Raw genomic sequence first — 18,292 nt, forward strand, 5'->3', positions numbered from 1 at the left:
CGCGTACGGTCCGCATCCTGACAGGGGGCGGAAACGGCGGCGTCGCCTTCGACTTGGTCGCGGACCGTACGGAAGCGGTGCGCCGAGGCTCCGAAGCCAGGGCTCCGAGGCCAGGGCTCCGAGGCCAGGGCTCTGAGATCAGGGCTCTGAGATCAGGAGGAGAGACGGGCTCTGGGGCGCATCATGGGAGGCGTCAGCCTCGTGGCGGGCCCCGCCTGGTAGAGCGTCGCGGGCCGGCCGCCCTGTGCGGCTCCCCGGCGCCCGGTGGGGGCGAGGAAGCCGTCGGCCTCGGTCACCTTACGGTGGAAGTTCGGGGGGTCGAGCCGCACGTCCCAGACCGTCTCGTACACACCGCGCAGCTCGCTGATCGTGAACTCCGGGTCGCAGAAGCTGGTGGCCACCGTCGTGAACTGGAGTGCGTTCCGGGCCCGTTCGACGGCGTCGCGCAGGATCTGGTCGTGGTCGAAGGCCAGGGCCCCGGTGTCGGCGAGGAGCGGGGTCACCGGGCACAGGAGGGCCCTCCGCGCGTCGGAGCCCGCGGCGGGGGCGGGCAGGCGGGGGGCGATGGCCAGGAAGGCGCAGGTGACGACGCGCCGGTCCCTCGGGTCGCGGCCGGGGGCGGAGTAGACGCCGAGCTGTTCCAGGTGCAGGGCGTCGGCATCGAGCCGGGTCTCCTCGCGCAGTTCCCTGGCCGCGGTCTCCTCGACGGTCTCGTCCCCCCGCATGAAGCCGCCGGGCAGGGCGAGGCGGCCGCGGAAGGGCTCCGTCCCCCGCTCGATGAGCAGGACGTGCAACGCGTGGTGACGGATGGTCAAGATGACCAGATCCGTCGTCACATGCAGCAACAACCGTTCACGATGCACGTGTGTCATTCCGCGAAGACTACTTAATTGTTCGATTGACAGGAACCTCGGGATTCATAGAGTCTTTATGACAAGAAGGGTGCGGGGTGATCGCCTCGGCGCACGGCCGGGCGGCACAGGGGTGCCCTTCGCGCAGGGGGTCTCGTGCTGCTCTCCATCGATATCGGTGCGTCATCGACCAAGGCTGCCGTCCTGCCCGACGGTGACGACGGTGCCGTTCCCGTGCGGCAACAGGGCCGCTCCGAGTGGCCCACCGGGCTGCTGCTGCACCCGGACGGCACGTTGACCACCGGTCAGCAGGCCGAGAACACCCGCAAGGCCCCCCGTTTCCGGGGCCGTTACGTGACCGGCCTCAAACAGCAGGTCAACCTGGCCGGCGGCGTCGAGCCCGTACACCGGGAGCTGTTGTTCCCCTCGGGGGAGTCCCGGCCCCTGGTGCGGGGCTTCGCCGCTGTGATCAGCCATGTGCTCGACGCCGTGCGTGAGCGGTACGGGGCGCCCCGGCACGTGATCCTCAGCCACCCGGTGATGTGGTCCGAGCAGCAGCGGGCCGTGCTCGCGGAGGCCGCGGTGGCGGCGGGCTGCCGGTCGGCCTCGCTGGTCGGTGAGGCCGCGGCGGTGGGGATGTTCGCGGCGCGGCGACGTTCCGGGCAACTCGGCGACGGGACCTTCGCCGTGTTCGACCTCGGGGCCTCCACCTTCGACTTCGCCCTCATGCGCGCCGTCCCCGACGGCTTACCCGACGTGCTGTACTCCACCGGGCGGCACGTCGGCGGTGACGACTTCGACGTGCGGGTGCTGGATGTCGTACGCGACTGCGCGGACGACGCGACCCGGCAGCTGCTGGACAGGCTCGCGCTGGACGACCCCGAACTGCTGAAGGCCGAGGCCGAGTTGCTCAAGCGGCGGCTCAGCACGCACGACGAGGTGAACTTCGCCGTCACGGACGACGCGCCACCGGTGACCATCTACCGGGAGGACTTCGCCGAAGCGGTCGACGACCTCGTCCTCGCCTGCGTCGCCACCGCGCGCGCGGCGATCACCTCCTTCCCCGAGGACATACCCGGCACCCTCGTGCTCAGCGGCGGCGGGGCCCGGACCCCGGTGGTGCGCGAGCAGGTGGAGGAGCTCGTGCGCGCGCTCTCCCGCCTCCGGAAGGACAGCGGCGGGTCCGGTGAGGTGGCCCTGGTGGATCTCACCGACGACGTCGAGGGGAGCGCGGTCGCGCTCGGCGTCCACCGCCGCATGCGGAGCACGGGGAAGCCGCCGCGGCCGGCCCGGCCCTTCACCCTGACCTCCTCCGCGATCCTCCTCGGCGACCCCGGCAGCGAGGTGGTGGCGCTCCCCGGCGGCGTACTGGAACGCGGCCCGGACCAGCGAATACGCGTCCTGCGCGGAGGGAACGGCGACCACGACGGAGGCGTTCCGCCCATCCACGAGGACCGCCCCGCCGTGACACGGATCGCCGCTGACGTGACGACCGGCCGCGTCGTTCTCGCCTACCCGTCGCCCTCCTTCGCCTGCACCACGAAGGACGCGTCCGGGGGACTGCGGCTCGGCAGCGTCCTGGGCTCGTTCGCGGCGCTGCCGACGCGTCCGGAGGGCACGGTCACGGCCCTGGCCCGGCGGGGAGGGCTGTTCGCCTGGAGCCAGACCGGTCGCCGGGGCTCCACCCTGGTCGAGGACGGAGCACCCCGCTGGCGGCCACTGCCCCTGCGCGAACCGGTACGGGAACTGGCCTTCGCCGACGACCGTACGCTGCTGGCCCGGGTCGCCGGACGGATCGTGCACCTCGACGTCCGCACCGGCCACCGGACCGGCGAGACGCCCCTGCCCGACTCCGTACCCCTCGTCATCGGCCCGACCGGCCTGTGCTGCACACTCTCCGACGACGAACTGGTGGGCTGGGAGGTCACCCCCGAGGGCCTCGTCCAGCGCTGGCGCCGCGCCCTGCGCACCGGGGGCGCCGTTGCGTTGACCGGTGGGGCGGGCGACTGCCTGGTCGTCGCGTACGACGCGGACGCGGAGGTGTACCGGGCACTGGACGGGGAGAGCGGGCGCCCGGTCGCGCTGCGGGACGCGTGGCGCCTCCCCGCCCCCGACGCGCTGCTGCCCGGCGCCGACCCCGGGGTCGTCTACGCCCGCCGCCGGACGGCCGACGGTGCGGTGCTCGACCTGCTCCACCTGGCTCCGGGGAAGCCGTGAACGGCGTGTCCGGCGTGTCCGGAGCGCCCGACGCGCCCGACGCGCGCGGCGTCGTGGCCGAGTTCTGCGGGGACCTGCTGGGCGACCCGCGCCACCGTGACGATCCGGTACTGCGGGACATCGCCGCCCAGTGCCGTCAGCCGTTACGCGTGCTCCTGGTCGGTGACGTCTCCGCGGGCAAGTCCACGCTGCTGAACGCCTTGCTCGCGGGCCACCACGCGCAGACGGCTCACCGGGAGACGACGTCGGCGGTGACGTGGTTCCACGGCCTCGGGCCGGATGCCGTGCGGCTGCCCGACCCCACGCACCGCAGTGTCCGGGTGGACTTCCCCCTGGCCCGGCGGCTGATGATCGCCGACGCGCCGGGGCTCAACACGAAGTCGGGGAACCCGCGCCACACCCTGCGGATGCTGCCCGGCGGGGACCTGGCCGGGGCCGCGGCGGCCTATGTCTTCCTGCTGCTGCGGGGCAGGGCGGACGGCGAGGTGGAGGCCCTGGGAAATCTGACGGCGATGACCGCCGGGCCCTTCGACCTCGTCGGGAACGTCGTCGCGGCGGCGGGCAAGGCCGACGAGGTGGCCTCGGACCACGCGGAGATCGAGGACCGCATCCCCCGCGAGGCGCGGGCGCCGATCCGGGCCGTCGCCGTCCACCAGAAGATGGCCGTCGCCGCCCGGGTTCCGGAGGTGTCGGCCCCGCTCCTCTCGGCCCTGGCGTCGATCCGGACGAAGCCCGAGCTGCTGGCCCGGCCCACCCTGCGCTGGCAGCACCTCACCGGCCACCTGCCGGAAGCACAGCTGGCGGGGCTCGTCGCCGCGCTGGGTTCGCCCGCCTGGCTGCCGGAGCTGATCCGCCGGACGGCGGAGTCGGCCACGGCGGAAGACGTCCTGCGGGTGGTGGAGGAGATGTCCCGGATACCCGTGCTGGAAGCGGTCCTGGCCGACATGGCCGACGACGAGGACCTCTTCACCGCCACCGCCGCCGTGCTGCGGCTGCGGCACTGGGCAGCGCGTGCCGGTTCCGAGGACGGCGGGTCCGTCCGGGAAGGGCTGCGGGCACTTCAGACCACGGCGGCCTTCGACCGGCTGCGCGCGCGGGCCGCCGCACGCCTGGTGAGACACGGCCAGGTGGGCGCCGAACTCGCCGAGGAGGACCGGGACGCGGCCTGTGAGCTGTTGCGTTCGGGCACGTGCCACGACCCGCCCGCCCTCGCCGCCCGGTGGGCCTCCTACGCCGCCCACCCGTTGCGGCCCACCCGGAGCCGCGCGGTGGCCGAGCTGATCACCGATCTGGCCCGCTGGGCGGACACACCGCCCCGGCAGAGGGGAGCCGCACGATGACCGCACGGACACCCGGCAGCGACGCACGGGCCCGCAGGCTCACCCAGTGGTGGGAGAACCCACGGATGTCCCGGGCGGCGGGTCGTACGGCAGAGGGGCTGCGGCGGCTCGCGGACCGGCTGGACCGTGCCGCCCGGCGTGACGGGTACCCGGGCGGCACGGTACGCGGGCCGGGGGCGCCGGGCGCCGACGGGCCGGACGCGCCCGGGCCTGCCGCAACGCTCCCCCTGCCTTCCCCGGACACCGTACCCTCGCCCTTTCCGGGCGCCGCACCTTCCCCGGACACCGCACCCTCCGTGGACAACGGGCTCTCCCCGGATGCCGCACCCTCGCCGGACCCGCGGCCCCCGGCGCCGGAGCCAGAGCCAGAGCCGGAGCCGACGCCCGCCCCGCAGTCCGCGGCACCGGCCTCCTCGCCTGTCGCGCCGCCGGACTGCGTCGCCGTCGCCCGGGACGTACTGGCGGTCGCCGACCGGTTGCGCAACGAGGAGCTGGCCCGGCGGCTCTTCGACGCGGTGGGCCGGCTCCCCGGCCTCCGGGCGCTCCGCCCGTCACCCGGCGACGCCTTCGAGCCGGCGGAGCACCAGTGGGACGAGACCCGACCCACGGACGACCCCGCCCGGGAGGAGACGGTCGCGGCCCTGCTGGCCCCCGGCTTCTCCGGGCCCCAGAACGAACTGATCCGGACCGCGAGAGTCGCTGTGTACGCGACCGAGGGGAAGTGAGGACGTCATGACCCAGCACCGAGAAGACGACACGGGGACCCCGGAGCCCGAGGGCGGCCCCGATCCGGCCGGGGGAACCGAGCAGCTGATGGACGACATCGTCGCCGGGTTGCTCGCCCTCGTGGACGAACAGTCCATAGCGAGCAGCGTGTCCGTGCCCCTGCGGTCCTTGGCCGGCCGCTGGCGCGAACCCTTCGCCCGGGTGGCCGTACTGGGCGAGGTGTCCGTCGGGAAGTCCACGTTGATCAACGCCCTGCTGAAGGAGCTGCTGCTGCCCTCGGCCGTGCCGGCCCTGTCCTCCGTCCCCGTGGAGCTGTGCCACGGCCCCAGGATCCAGGGCACGGTGACGCTGTACGACGCCGGCCGTGGCGGGATCGTCGAGCGCGACCTCGTCGGGGAGCAGGAGATCAAGGACTATCTGACAGAGGCGGGGGGACGCACCATCACCAACCGGCACGGCCGGGGCGCCCAGGTGCTGAGCGCCATGATCCAGGTTCCGGCCGAGGTGCTGGCCGGAGGGCTGCGCCTGGTGGACACCCCCGGCGTGGGCGGCGCGAACCCGGCCCACCGCAGACTGACCCTGGCAGCGTTGTCCGACGCCGACGCGGTGCTGTTCGTGGCGCGGTCCGGTGAACCGCTCAGCTCCTCCGAGCAGGACTTCCTCGCCCAGGCGGCGCGGCGCGTGGGCTCCGTCGTCCTCGCCCGGACGCAGAGCGACCTCGTCTGGGAAGCCGGAGGCGCACTGGCCGACGACCTGGCACGCCTGCGCACCCCGGGCACCTGGGCCGGGGTGACCGACGACAAGGAGGACGCGGACCGGATCGCCCGGCTGATGAGCGGCGTCGACGGGCTGTCCGTCTCCGCGCGGCTCGCGCTCGACGCCCAGGCCGCCGTGCCTGGCCCGCAGCGTGAGGAAGACCGTGAGCTGAGCGGGCTCCCGGAGCTGGAGGAGTGGTTGCGGACCCGTGTCGTCCAGCGAGTGGAGGAGATCCACCGCCGGGACATGGTGCGGCTGACGGAGTCGACGGCCCGTGCCGTACGGCGTCGGCTTGAGGAGTCCCGCGAGGTCCTGCGAGGCGACGAGCGGGCCCAGCGCGCCATCGACGAGCGGGAGGAGCGCATCGCCGGGTGGGAACGGACCGACGGGGATTCCTGGCGCAAGCACATCAACGGCGCCCTCACGTCCCTCGCCGAGGACCTTCCCGCACAGGCGGCGGCCCGCGTGGAGACCCTGCGCACCGAGTACCAGGACCGGTTCGACGACATGAGCAGGGCAGAGCGCAAGGACGCGTTGAAGACACTGCCCCGGCAACCCCAGGCAGCGCTGGACGACATGGTCACGACGGTTCAGGAACGCCTGAGGGAAGCGGTGCGCCGCATCGCCGAGCGGGACGGCAAGGGAGTGATCGCCGAACACCTGCTGCGGCTCGGTGATTCGGCGACGGTCTCCGTGCGGATCCCGAAGCGGAAGAAGCTGAGCGACGCCACGATGGAGCAGATGGCGAACGCCTTCGTCATGGCCAAGGCGGCCTTCTTCCGGTCCCGCCTCCAGCGGCGGGACGGGGCGGACGCCGCCGGGCCGCAGGAGTCCACCGGGGCCACCGGGCCCGATGACGGGTCGACGAGGCTGGCCGTGTTCACCTCGCTGACCGTGGGGACGGTCAAGGAACTCTTCGCGCGCCGGGCGGCCGGGCGTGAGCATCTGGCGACCCTCTTCGACCAGGTGGCCAAGACCGTCACCGGGGAGGTCGTGACCGTCGCCCTGAAGGAGGCCCGGCAGGGCTGCGAGTCCGTCACGACGGTGATCGACGACCTCCTCGCGGAGCAGCGGGAAGAGGTCGAGCGGGACCGGAACGACCTCCGGCTGGCGCTGGAGCTGAGCCCCGCCGAGCGCGCCGAACGGCTGGCGGCCACGGCGCTGTCCCTGCGGGAGCTGGACGAACTGACGGACCGGCTCGCCGTGGTACGGGAACGGTGGGCCTTGTGAGCGGGGTCCCGGACACCGTGGACGACCGGGAGCGCAGGGCGGCGCGGCGGGACGTGCTGCTCCTGGAGTACGAGGTGCTCAAGGCCGAACAGAAGGCCCGGATCATCGCCCGTGACCACCTCATGTACGCCACGCTAGCCGGTCTGGTGTCGGTCCTGGTCGTCGTCCTCACGGCGGACGCGCCGGCGGGGGCGGTGCTCCTGCTGCCGCCCGTCTGTCTGGTGCTGGGCTGGACGTACCTCGCCAACGACCAGAAGATCTCCGCCGCCGGGCGCTACCTGCGCGACGAACTCGCGCCCCGGCTCGCCGACCTCACCGGCACCCGGCCCAACGAGGTCCTGGGCTGGGAGTGGGCCCACCGCAGCGAGCCGGGCCGGGGCGCGGCGAAGCTCCTGCAACTCGCCGTCGACCTGATCATGTTCGTCGTCCCCACCGTGGCGGCGGTGGTGCTGCACTGGACGGCGGCCACCCCTGGGCGCGGACTGTTCCTCGTCGCCGTGGCCGAACTCGCCGCGGCTGCCGTCCTGGCCGTCCGCGTCGTGCTGGCGGCCGACTTCACCTCCGAAGGGAGAACGCCGTGACAGAACTCCGCGTCGGCCTCATCGTGCCTCTGTCCGAGGAGTTCGACTACGTCAGCTCCGTCGTCGATCTCCTCGGTGACTTCCGGGAGCAGGGCCGGGTCTACCACTCCTTCCTCGTGCCGGGGACGGAGATCACGGGGTTGCTGACCGTCCTGCACGAGATGGGGCAGTCGAATGCCGCCATCGCCGCCCAGGACCTCATCCGGATCTTCGGCGTCCCGCTGGTGACCCTGATCGGAACGGGTGCGGCACTCTCGTCGGAGGTCGCGCTGGGGGACGTCGTCGTGGCCTCGGAGATCGATGCCTACCTGCACCGGGCGAAAGCGGTCGGGGACGCCGGACATCCGGGAGGGACGGGCCTGGCACTGGCCGGGACGAGCTGGAAGCCGTCCGCCCCCCTGCTCGACCACGTCCGGAACTTCCCGCTGCGCAGAGCCAGCCGGGACCTCGTCACCGCCTGGTCGCGGGACGCGCTGGCGGGCTGCCCGCTGCCCGCCGGCCTCCGTCCGGCCGCGGGCCCCGAACTCCGCGTCGCCCCGGTCGCCACGGGGGACGTGGTGGTCGGTTCGGACGCGTTCAAGGCGGTGATCCGGAACAAGAACCGCACACTCGCCGCCGTGGAGATGGAAGCGGGCGGTGCCGCGCTCTCCGCGTACCACTCCGACACCGCCGACGTTCTGGTCGTCCGCGGCATCTCCGACCATGCGGCGAAGGACAAGACGGCGACGGACCGGACCCGCGACATCCACGGCAGGCCCAACGCCTGGCGCCGCTACGCCGTCACCAACGCCACCCGGCTCCTGCTGGAGCTGCTCGCCGCCCCCGACTTCCCGTGGCGCGCGACGGTCCCGGCCGGCGTTCCCGTAGCCCCGGCTCCGCCCTGTCACCCCGGGCCGGGCCCTTCCCGGGGCGACGGGGCGGAACAGGGGCCCGCCGTGGCCGGGAGGAGTTCCGGCGACCGCTCCGGGAAGGGGTGGGCCGACGGCCGTACAGTGGTCGCGGCCACGGGCGGTGCCGCCACGGCGCTGGCCGTCGAGTCCCTGATCCACCGGCGCCGGGACATCGAGGAGGCCGTCGCGGCCGCCTCCCCGCCCCGGGAACCGGACGCCGGGAGGGACGAAACCCGAACAGAGTCGGCCGCCGGGCCGGACGGGCCCGAAGCAGGCCCGCATCCGTCTGCCGACACCCACCCCTGACCCGGCCCGGACCGCTACCGCTCGCCGCGGCAACCTGGCTGCGGTGGGCAACAGGGCCGTTCTCAGGAGAGGTTCACGAGACGGAGGTAGCGCTCCCAGTCCCAGAGGACGCCGGGGTCGGTGTGGTCGCTGCCCGGCACCTCGTGGTGGCCGATGATGTGCGCCCGGTCCCTGGGGATGCCGTGCCGTGCGCAGATGTCCGCGGTGAGGAGGGCCGAGCGCCGGTACATCACGTCGGTGAAGTACTCGGGCCGGTCCACCCACCCCTCGTGCTCGATGCCGATGCTGCGCGTGTTGACGTCCCAGTTGCCCGCGTGCCAGGCAACATCCCGCTCCCGTACGCACTGGGCGACATGGCCGTCACCGGACCGCACCACGTAGTGGGCGGAGACCCGCTTGGCCGGGTTGCGGAAGATGCCGATGGTGGGGGTGAACATCTGCTGGGCGACATGGATGACGATGCGATCGACCCGGCGTTCGGACGGGTGCGCGGGGACGGTGTAGTTCGCCGCGTGGGCCGGTGCCCACAGGGCCATGGGGTGGTCCGCCACGGCGGCTCTGGTTCCGGCCACGGACCGGACCGAGGCGGGAACCAGAGCCGCCGTCGCGGTGAGGGCGGCCCCCTGAAGGAGTCTTCGGCGGTGCATCGCACTCCTGCGGGGGCCGGGGTCGCCGTACGGCGGACGCGTGAGCGAAAGAAGAGGCCGAAACAGCCTCCCGCTGATGACGTACGGAAGAAGGCACCGGTTCCCGCACCCGTCACCGCACCTCAGTCCCCGGCCGAAGCCCCCGCGACCGCTCCCGCCATCGCCCCCGCCGGATCCTCATCCGCCGGGCCTGCGGGCACCCAGCGGCCGCGTTCCTTGCGGTACGGCCACCAGCGGCCGTCGCGGTCGTACCGGAGCTGGACATCGGAGTCCGCCACCGTCCACCGGGCCCCGGCCGCCCGGAACCGTGGCCGCTCGCCCTCCTCCCAGGCCTCCGCGAGCCGGGCACGCGCCCGCGCGAGCGAGTCCGGGTCCGGGGCCCACTCCTCGTCCAGCACCGCCAGCGCGGCCACCCCTCCGAACTGCCAGGCGCGCACCGCCGCCTCCAGTTCGGCGCGCGTCCGGCCCGCCCCCTTGGCCAGGCGTGTCGCGATCCCCAGCCCCGGGCGGGCATCGGCGGCCAGCCGTACCGCGTCCTGCTCCGGCGTCAGCTCCGCCGGAACCGGCTGGTGCCCGTGCCCCGGGGCCAGCGCCTCCGACAGCATCCGATGGGCCCGTACGGCGCTGTCGGCGGCCAGGACCTCCAGCGCCGCCGGGTCGAGACCGGGCGGCGGGGCCGCCTCCGTGTCCAGTGACGGCGGCAGCCCCGGTTCGGCGGGCAGCGGCGGCGGGCCCGGGAGCGCCGGGCGGATGGCACCCGCGGCGAACGCCTCACCGGCCGGGACCCCCTGCGCGTCCCGGCCCACGTCCTCCGGCGCACCGCCGCCGTCCCCGGCCCGCACCGCGCGGGCCGTACTGCGGACCTGGAGCTCGTCCAGCAGCCGCCGCTCGTCGCGCCCCCGCATCAGCAGCAGCACGAACGGGTCCTCGTCCAGCAGCCGCGCCACCTGGTAGCACAGGGCGCCCGAGTGCGGGCAGTGGTCCCAGGTGCCGCAGGTGCACTCCGGCTCCAGGTCACCGATGCCGGGCAGCAGGTCCACCCCGGCGCCCGCCGCGTCCTCCACCAGATGCGGCGGCATCTCCCGGTCCAGCAGCGCCGCGATGTGCCCGGCCCGGTCCACCGCCATGTCCAGGAAGCGGTCCCACGCCTCGTCGCTCAGCTCCTGGAGCAGCACATCGCTCCGGTGGCCCGTGCCGTCCCGGTCCCGTACGACAGCCGTGATCCGGCCGGGGCGCACGGCGACCGCCCCGACACCGCCCTCCCTGGCCAGCCGCCGCCCCTTCTTGAGCTGCTGACCGTCCAGGGCCGTGTCCTCCAGCGCCTTCAGCCACGCCCGGCCCCACCACGACGTGGCGAAGCCCCGGCCCGGCGGGGGAGGCAGCGGCGCGAACGTACGCTCCGCTCCACCGCCGGAATCCACCGCGTCCGTCCCGTACTCGTCGTCCTCGCTCATCGTGCGCCCCCTCGCAGCTCGACCAGATCGGCCAGTTCCGCATCGGTCAGTTCGGTGAGTGCCGCCTCCCCGGAGCCGAGCACCGCGTCCGCGAGCCCCTGCTTGCGGGCGAGCATCTCCGCGATCCGGTCCTCGATGGTGCCCTCGGCGATCAGCCGGTGCACCTGCACGGGCTGGGTCTGCCCGATCCGGTATGCCCGGTCCGTCGCCTGCGCCTCCACCGCGGGGTTCCACCACCGGTCGAAGTGCACGACATGACCGGCCCGGGTGAGGTTGAGCCCGGTCCCCGCCGCCTTCAGGGAGAGCAGGAACACCGGGGCCTCGCCCGCCTGGAAGCGGCTCACCATCTCCTCACGCCGCGCCACCGGCGTACCCCCGTGCAGGAACTGCGTGGGCACCCCCCGCTCGGCCAGGTGCTCCTCCAGCAGCCGCGCCATCTGTACGTACTGCGTGAACACCAGTACGGAGCCCTGCTCGGCGAGGATCGTGTCCAGGAGCTCGTCCAGCAGCTCGACCTTCCCCGAGCGGTCGGCGATCCGGGGCCGCTCTTCTTTCAGGTACTGCGCGGGGTGGTTGCAGATCTGCTTCAGCGCCGTCAGCAGCTTCATCACGAGCCCACGGCGCTCGAAGCCATCGGCCGCGGAGATCTCGGCCAGGGTCTCGCGGACCACCGCCTCGTAGAGCCCGGTCTGTTCGGCCGTCAGCGACACCGCCCGGTCGGTCTCCGTCTTCGGCGGCAGCTCCGGGGCGATCCCCGGATCGGACTTGCGGCGGCGCAGCAGGAACGGTCGCACCAGGGCCGCGAGCCGCTCGGCGGCCCCCGGGTCGCTGCCGCCCTCGACGGCGGCGGCGTACCGGGTACGGAAGGCGGGGAGCCGGCCCAGCAGCCCGGGCGTCGTCCAGTCCAGGATCGCCCACAGCTCGGAGAGGTTGTTCTCCACCGGGGTGCCGGTGAGGGCGACACGGGCCCGGGCGCCGATGGTGCGCAGCTGCCTGGCCGTCGCCGAGTGCGGGTTCTTGACGTGCTGCGCCTCGTCGGTGACGACCATGCCCCAGGAAGCGGCGGCCAGCCGGGGCGCGTCCAGACGCATCGTCCCGTACGTCGTCAGGACGAACTCCCCGTCCGCCAGACCCTCCAGCGAGCGCGACGCGCCGTGGAAGCGGCGTACGGGGGTGCCCGGGGCGAACTTCTCGATCTCCCGCTGCCAGTTGCCCATCAGCGACGTCGGGCACACCACCAGCGTCGGACCGGCCGCGTCACGGTCGCTCTGCCGGTGCAGATGCAGCGCGATGAGCGTGATCGTCTTGCCCAGGCCCATGTCGTCGGCGAGGCAGGCACCGAGGCCGAGCGAGGTCATGGTGTTCAGCCAGTTCAGACCACGCAGCTGATAGTCGCGCAGCGTCGCGGTCAGCGCCTCGGGCTGCCCGATCGACTGCTGTGCGGCGGACTCCGGATCGGCCAGCCGCTCCCGCAGCCGCTCCAGCCACCCGGTGGCCGCCACTTCCACGCGGCGCCCGTCCACCTCGGTGGAGCCGGTCAGCGCCGCGCCCAGGGCGTCGATGGGCGTGACCTTGCGGTCCTGGGTCTCCCGGGCTCGGCGGGCCTCCTCCGGGTCGATGAGGACCCACTGGCCGCGCAGCCGCACGATGGGCCGACTGGACTCCGCGAGCCGGTCCAGCTCCTCGCGGCTGAGCTGCCGGCCGCCCAGCGCGAACCGCCAGTCGAACGAGAGCAGGGCGTCGGCGGAGAGGAACGAGGGCGTGTCCGCGACGGTCCGGCCACGCCGCCCGCCCCCCTCGGCGGTGTCACCGTCCGGGCCGTCCGGGCTGTCCGGGCCGATCACCGCCCGTGCCGTCAGCTTCCTCGCAAGCTCCTTCGGCCAGTGCACCTGCACACCCGTGGCGGCCAGTGCGCGCGACGCGGGCCCCAGCAGCTCGGCGATCTCCTCGTCGGCCGGCTCCACCGCGTCCGGCAGGGCGGCGGAGAGCAGGGGAGCCAGCGGCGGCCAGGCGCGGGCGGCCCGGCGCAGGGCGAGGAGGGCGTCCATCCGGGCCCGCGGCCCGAACGCCGCGGCGCTCCGCGTGCCGCCCGCCCAGACCTCGGCGGCATCGGCGACCAGGGAGGGGTCACTGACGCTGTGGATCTGCAGCACGGCACGGAACGAAGGCCCCGCGTCGTTATAACGCCCTGCGTCGCCATAAGGCCCCGCGTCGTCATAAGAAGGAGCCTCGTCGGAAGGGTTCTCGGCGTCGACGGAGGCCGTTGTGGCTCCTGTGACCTCGATACGCAACGAGAGCCGTACGCCCGCGTCGTGACCGGCCGCCACATCGGCCGCCCAGGCCCGCCCCTCGGGCAGATGCTGCGGCTCCGGGACGGCGAACGCCGGGCCCGCTGTGACGAATCCGGCGGCGGCCGTCCGGGGCAGCCCGTCCGCCACCGCGTCCAGGAACGCCCGCAGCAGCCGCTCTGGATCGGGCAGCAGCAGCGGTCCGTCCGCCGCCGCGCCGGTCTCCAGCGGGGTGGCGTGCGCGGTGGGCGGCATCGACGCAGCGAGCACCCGGATCCGTTCCAGGTCCTCGGCGCCGAGCGGCCCGACCCGCCAGGCGTCCTGGTCGGTGGGGCTCAGCCCTGGCAGCAGAAGTCCCCGGGCGACGAACTGGAGCGCCAGCAGCGCGGCCCCGCCCCAGAAGGCGGTGGCGGGGGAGGCCTGCCGGTCGGCCCGTGCCCGTGTCAGCACCGGCAGGGCGTCCCGTACGGGGAGCTGGAGCGTGGGCACGGCGGTGCGGCGGAGGTCGGCCCCGACCACCGTCAGCTCCGACGGGACCCCGGGAGCGCCGGGAGGGGTGCTGCCGTCCGGGTTCCAGAAGGCGATCAGACCGGTACGGGCCGGATCCGCAGGGACAAAGACAGCGGAGCAGCGGGACAGTTCGGAGATCTCGGAAGGCGTTGCCGCGGGGTGCCGGTGCACAGCGATGTCAGATTCCTCAAATTTGACTAGTGGTCGGGGTCGCCGAGGGTACTCCACCCCTGACTGCAATGCACGGTTCTCTGGTGTGACCTGCCTCACCTGATGGTGTCTCCAGTTCCGATGGTGCAGCCAGCACCACCCTGGGGTACGGGGGCCTGCCCCAGCAGAAACGGGGTGGTGACGCCATGGCTGCCGTACGGCTCCGATCCGTACGTTCTATGAGGTCAGCGCATATGTTCCAGAGACCGGAGACCTCATGCCCCAGGCGACAGCCACCGTTGCGGATCCCGCAGGCGACAGACGCGCGGAACGGGCCGGTCTCCCGGGCACCGGCAGCGATTTCGCCCCGCTGCTGCGTGCCGTCAAGGGACAGGGCCTCCTCGAACGGCGAACCGGCAGGTACGCCGTCGGCATCGCGGTCAACCTGGTGTCCCTGGGCGGGGTGATCACCGCGTTCGTCCTGCTGGGCGATGTCTGGTGGAGCCTGTTCCTGGCCCTCCCGCTGGCGGTCCTGTGGACCCGGACCGCCTTTGTCGCCCATGACGCGGGCCACGCGCAGATATCCGGCGACCGCAGGACGAGCAGGCTGATCGGCCTGGTGCACGCCAATCTGCTCCTCGGTATGAACGAGGCGTGGTGGAACGACAAGCACGTACGGCACCACGCCAACCCCAACCACGTCGACAAGGACCCCGATGTCGGCGTCGGCGCCCTGGTCTGGACCCAGAAGCAGGCGGCGCAGCGCGAGGGATTCGCCCGCTGGCTCACCCGCAACCAGGCCCGGCTGTTCTTCCCGATGCTGTTGCTCGAAGGCATCGCGCTGAAGATCTACGGGTTCCAGTTCCTGCGCCACCAGCCGGCCCGGGAGCGGGTCGTGTCCGCCCTGCTCATGAGTGCCCACCTCGCGCTGTACGCGACCCTGCTGCTGACCACGCTCTCCCCGGGCAAGGCCGTCGTCTTCGCCCTGCTGCTGCACGCGCTGTTCGGCCTCCACCTGGGGATGGCCTTCGCTCCGAACCACAAGGGCATGGAGATGCCCGACCCGGACGGGGACCGCTGGAGCCACCTCCAGCGCCAGGTCCTGACCTCGCGCAATGTGCGCGGCACCATCCTCACCGACTGGTTCCTCGGCGGCCTCAACTACCAGATCGAGCACCACTTGTTCCCGAGCATGCCCCGGCCCCACCTGCGGCTGGCACAGCCCCTGGTCAAGAAGTACTGCGGGAGCATCGGCATGCCGTACGCGGAGACCGGACTCGTGGAGTCCTACCGGCAGGCCCTGGCCCATATGCACGAGGTAGGCGAGCCACTGCGATGACAACCGTCACGGGAGACAGGAAGACCGGCGTCACGGAGGGCGGCGCGGGGAACGTAAAGACGCACGGACGCGTTGACAGGACAGGAGCGGCGCCGGCCGCGAAGGAGGCGTGGACCATGTCGAACGGTGCGAAGGTCGCTGTCGCGGGGGTGGTGGCTGCGGCCATCCTGTGGCCCCTGATCGGATTCTGGTGGGCGCTGCTGGTGGTGATCGGTGTCCCCGTGGCGGGCTATCTGATGCTGGACCCGTCCCAGCGGCGCAGGCTCCGCAGGCTCAACCGCAAGGAGATCGGCCGCTGAAGCAGGGCAGACAGGGCAGACAGGCCCCCAGCAGGGCCTGACGCCCGGCGCTCAGGCCGGATGTGCGGCCAGCACTTCCAGGGCCTCCAGCAGGCCGGGAAGCGCCGGCCCGCGGCCGACGGGCATGACCTCGCCCGGCTCCTCGTCCAGCAGGATCAGCGCGATGTCGTCGGTCCTGGCGACCATCGACCACCCGGGGCCGTCGACGCGGAGGATGCGCGCGTCGGCGGAGGCGAAGACGGAGCGGATCCGGCCGGGCGGCGGAGGGTTCTCCGTATAGGCGAGGGCTTCGGACAGAGCCCGCCGTACGCCGGGGTGCTGACCGCTCACAGCGACGCCGGGCCCGGCGCCCCCGCCACCGCCCGGTTCTCCGCGTTCCGGCGCATCGGCATCGCCCCCGGCCCCTTCGGCCGGCTCCTCGTTCCTGGCGCCTCCGGCCGGTTTCTCACCCCCGGCCCCTCCGGTCGGCTCCTTGCCCGGCCTGAGGAACTCCGCATCGTCGATCTGCTCACGCCACAGCGCCCACCGCTCCGCGATCTCGTCGGCTCCGAGCCGTCGTTGCGCCGGGCCCCAGGCGCCCGTGTCCGGAGGAGACAGCGGCGCGGGGCCCACGCCGTCCGTCTCCGGATCGTGCGGGGCGGGCAGACCGGGCGCGGCGACCGCCAAGGCCAGCGGCCAGCCGGGCAGCGCGCACACCACGGAGCGGTCGTCGGGGGAGAGGTCGTACTCCATTCCGCAGTCCCACGCGGCGATGGCCACCGCCACCAGGGAGACGTCCTCCACGACCACGGTCCAGCGCGCCCCGTCACCGTCCTGCCCGAGGACGAGGCCGTACCCCTCCTCGTACGGTTCGAGGGCGAGCGCACCGCACGCGGCCACATAGTCGTCCCCCAGCACGCTCGGGAACCGCGCGGGGGTCAGCAGCACCGCGGTCAGCACCAGCAGCGCGTCGTCGTCAGCGTCCGTACCGGCCACAGCGTCCTCCCCATTCCGTGATCCCTCACCACTGGGCCACCCGTCGCCCGGGCCCCGCCCTGCCCCGTTCCGTCCGTCGGCGCACCTTAACTACTCGGTAACCCCGCCGTCGAGGCCCCGGACACACGACGACAAGCCTGATCTGCCACCGCCTCCCCGCCGGGTCACGGTGACCTGTGAAGGGCTTGGGAAGGACCCGGGCGGGCGGGGCGGCCCGCGTAAAGTTGGAGGTCCGGACGAACGAGGGGAAGAGCATGGTGCAGCGGTACGACCGGCTGAAGGAGATTCAGCGACTGGACCCGGAGCGGGACTTCCTGGAGATCTACCGCCTCACCGTCACCTACGAGTTCCCCTGGGACATCACCCGCGCCCTCGAACTCGCCCTCTACCGCACCTACGCCGTGCCCAGCATCGGCCGACTCCTCGACGAGACGGCGGAGCTGACGCAGCGTTCGCAGAAGCGGTACGACGACACCGCCCTGCTCCTCGACACCGTGGTGGAGCACGGATTCGACACCGAGGAGGGCCGTACGGCCGTCCGCCGGATCAACCAGATGCACCGCAGCTACGCCATCAGCAACGACGACATGCGCTACGTCCTGTGCACCTTCGTCGTCACCCCCAAACGCTGGCTGGACGAGTTCGGCTGGCGCCGGCTCTCCGACCACGAGCTCCGGGCCTTCGCCGCCTACTACCGCACGCTGGGCGCCCGGATGGGCATCAAGGACGTCCCGCAGAGCTACGAGGAGTTCGAGCGCACCCTCGACACCTACGAGCACGAACACTTCGGCTGGGACGAAGGAGCCCGCCGCGTCTCCGACGCCACCCTGGCGCTCATGGCCTCCTGGTACCCGGCGCCGCTGGCCCCCATGGTGCGCGGGGCGAGCCTCGCGCTCCTGGACGACTCGCTGCTGAGGGCGTTCCGCTACGAGCGCCCGGGGCCCATGGCCCGAGGGCTGACCCGGGGAGCGCTGCGCCTGAGGGCCCGCGCAGTCCGGCTCCTGCCGCCCCGGCGGAAGCCGCACTACGCGCGTCAGAACCCCGAGATCAAGGGCTATCCGGACGGATACGAGATCGCCGCTCTCGGTACGTTCCCCACCCCGGGCGTCCGGGGCTGCCCGATCCCCGGCCACCGGCGGCCGTCGGAGGCGCCCGTCGAGTGATTCCGGGCGGGTCGCCCCCGTTCCCGTACCGCCGCCGGACCCTGTGTACGAGCGTCGCGAGGCATTGTGTACGGGACGGAGCCGACCGTCAGGGTTGGCGTACGGCGAGGGCGAGGAAGCGGTCGTCCTCGTCGGTGTAGGAGTCCAGCCGCCAGCCGGAACCGGCCAGCAGAACCCGTAGCCGGGGCTCGGCCCGCAGGTCGTCATCGGTGATGGTGCGCCCGTGCCGCGCGGCCAGGGCGGCCCGGCCGATCGGGTGGAAGAGGGCCAGGACCCCACCCGGCCGCACCACCCGGGCGAGCTCCGCCAGATCGGCCTCGGGGCGGGCCAGATGCGAGATCAGCCCGGCCCCGAAGACCGCGTCCAGGATCCCGTCGCGCAACGGCAGCCGTGCCACGTCGGCGCGGAGCAGCGTGCCGCTGTCCCCGCGTCCTGCCCGAGCCGCCGCCTCCAGCATGGCGGGGGTGAGGTCGATCCCTAGGGCCTGTCGTCAAACTGCCGCCTGCCGCGCGACGCCTGGCACGCACGCTCGCAGCGTTGCCGAAATGGCCAAGTAGCTCCGCTACGAGA

General features: G+C 73.1%; 14 protein-coding genes and 1 pseudogene. 9 read left to right on the plus strand and 6 right to left on the minus strand.

Annotation, left to right across the window (positions count from 1 at the left end; translation table 11 throughout):
• Nucleotides 1-152: 152 nt before the first annotated feature.
• Nucleotides 153-872, minus strand: a complete 720-nt coding sequence (locus tag ACFW9Z_RS26695; protein ID WP_384645095.1) for an NUDIX domain-containing protein — start codon at nucleotides 870-872, stop codon at nucleotides 153-155.
• 135 nt (nucleotides 873-1,007) lie between these two features.
• On the opposite strand from ACFW9Z_RS26695, the gene ACFW9Z_RS26700 reads away from it, so the two are divergent.
• From ACFW9Z_RS26700 to ACFW9Z_RS26725, 6 genes are read left to right on the plus strand one after another with little or no spacing between them, the layout of a single operon-like run.
• The gene (locus ACFW9Z_RS26700) at nucleotides 1,008-3,068 is read left to right on the plus strand and encodes an Hsp70 family protein (RefSeq protein WP_384645096.1); all 2,061 of its coding nucleotides are present in this window, start codon (nucleotides 1,008-1,010) and stop codon (nucleotides 3,066-3,068) included.
• A gap of 5 nt (nucleotides 3,069-3,073) precedes the next feature.
• Complete coding sequence (locus ACFW9Z_RS26705) at nucleotides 3,074-4,408, plus strand: GTPase (protein ID WP_384645097.1); 1,335 nt, start codon at nucleotides 3,074-3,076, stop codon at nucleotides 4,406-4,408.
• Nucleotides 4,405-5,133 carry a hypothetical protein gene (locus tag ACFW9Z_RS26710; RefSeq protein WP_384645098.1) on the plus strand — a complete coding sequence of 243 codons (729 nt, stop codon included), beginning with the start codon at nucleotides 4,405-4,407 and terminating at the stop codon, nucleotides 5,131-5,133. The genes ACFW9Z_RS26705 and ACFW9Z_RS26710 overlap by 4 nt, the downstream gene beginning before the upstream one ends.
• A 7-nt stretch (nucleotides 5,134-5,140) precedes the next feature.
• Nucleotides 5,141-7,120, plus strand: a complete 1,980-nt coding sequence (locus tag ACFW9Z_RS26715; RefSeq protein WP_384645099.1) for a dynamin family protein — start codon at nucleotides 5,141-5,143, stop codon at nucleotides 7,118-7,120.
• Nucleotides 7,117-7,701 (plus strand): hypothetical protein, encoded by a 585-nt coding sequence (locus tag ACFW9Z_RS26720; protein WP_384645100.1) that lies wholly within the window; start codon nucleotides 7,117-7,119, stop codon nucleotides 7,699-7,701. The genes ACFW9Z_RS26715 and ACFW9Z_RS26720 overlap by 4 nt, the downstream gene beginning before the upstream one ends.
• Nucleotides 7,698-8,897 carry a hypothetical protein gene (locus ACFW9Z_RS26725; RefSeq protein ID WP_384645101.1) on the plus strand — a complete coding sequence of 400 codons (1,200 nt, stop codon included), beginning with the start codon at nucleotides 7,698-7,700 and terminating at the stop codon, nucleotides 8,895-8,897. The genes ACFW9Z_RS26720 and ACFW9Z_RS26725 overlap by 4 nt, the downstream gene beginning before the upstream one ends.
• 62 nt (nucleotides 8,898-8,959) lie before the next feature.
• Here the strand turns inward: ACFW9Z_RS26725 and ACFW9Z_RS26730 are convergent, their stop codons facing one another.
• The 3 genes from ACFW9Z_RS26730 to ACFW9Z_RS26740 all read right to left on the minus strand — a co-directional run bounded on the left by ACFW9Z_RS26730 (nucleotide 8,960) and on the right by ACFW9Z_RS26740 (nucleotide 13,967).
• Entirely contained in the window at nucleotides 8,960-9,544 is a 585-nt protein-coding gene (locus tag ACFW9Z_RS26730; RefSeq protein ID WP_384645102.1) for an N-acetylmuramoyl-L-alanine amidase, read from the minus strand.
• A 122-nt stretch (nucleotides 9,545-9,666) separates the two neighbouring features.
• Nucleotides 9,667-10,998: an SWF or SNF family helicase gene (locus tag ACFW9Z_RS26735; protein ID WP_384645103.1), complete on the minus strand. Its 1,332-nt coding sequence runs from the start codon at nucleotides 10,996-10,998 to the stop codon at nucleotides 9,667-9,669.
• A complete protein-coding gene (locus tag ACFW9Z_RS26740) occupies nucleotides 10,995-13,967 on the minus strand; it encodes a DEAD/DEAH box helicase (protein ID WP_384645104.1) in 2,973 nt (990 codons plus the stop codon). The genes ACFW9Z_RS26735 and ACFW9Z_RS26740 overlap by 4 nt, the downstream gene beginning before the upstream one ends.
• Before the next feature lie 256 nt (nucleotides 13,968-14,223).
• Between ACFW9Z_RS26740 and ACFW9Z_RS26745 the strand changes: the two genes are divergently transcribed.
• Nucleotides 14,224-15,285, plus strand: coding sequence for an acyl-CoA desaturase (locus tag ACFW9Z_RS26745; protein ID WP_384645105.1), 1,062 nt, complete (start codon nucleotides 14,224-14,226; stop codon nucleotides 15,283-15,285).
• A gap of 116 nt (nucleotides 15,286-15,401) precedes the next feature.
• A complete protein-coding gene (locus ACFW9Z_RS26750; protein ID WP_384645106.1) occupies nucleotides 15,402-15,584 on the plus strand; it encodes a hypothetical protein in 183 nt (60 codons plus the stop codon).
• A gap of 51 nt (nucleotides 15,585-15,635) precedes the next feature.
• Here the strand turns inward: ACFW9Z_RS26750 and ACFW9Z_RS26755 are convergent, their stop codons facing one another.
• Nucleotides 15,636-16,559, minus strand: a complete 924-nt coding sequence (locus ACFW9Z_RS26755) for a hypothetical protein (protein WP_384645107.1) — start codon at nucleotides 16,557-16,559, stop codon at nucleotides 15,636-15,638.
• A gap of 254 nt (nucleotides 16,560-16,813) precedes the next feature.
• Here ACFW9Z_RS26755 and ACFW9Z_RS26760 point away from each other — a divergent pair, with 254 nt between their 5' ends.
• A complete protein-coding gene (locus ACFW9Z_RS26760; RefSeq protein WP_384645108.1) occupies nucleotides 16,814-17,722 on the plus strand; it encodes an oxygenase MpaB family protein in 909 nt (302 codons plus the stop codon).
• Nucleotides 17,723-17,810: 88 nt separating this feature from the next.
• Here the strand turns inward: ACFW9Z_RS26760 and ACFW9Z_RS26765 are convergent.
• A pseudogene (locus ACFW9Z_RS26765) lies at nucleotides 17,811-18,203 on the minus strand (class I SAM-dependent methyltransferase); the annotation flags it as partial.
• Between the last annotated feature and the right edge of the window lie 89 nt (nucleotides 18,204-18,292).

Origin of the sequence: Streptomyces sp. NPDC059452 (assembly GCF_042750035.1) — a bacterium.
Lineage (GTDB): Bacteria > Actinomycetota > Actinomycetes > Streptomycetales > Streptomycetaceae > Streptomyces.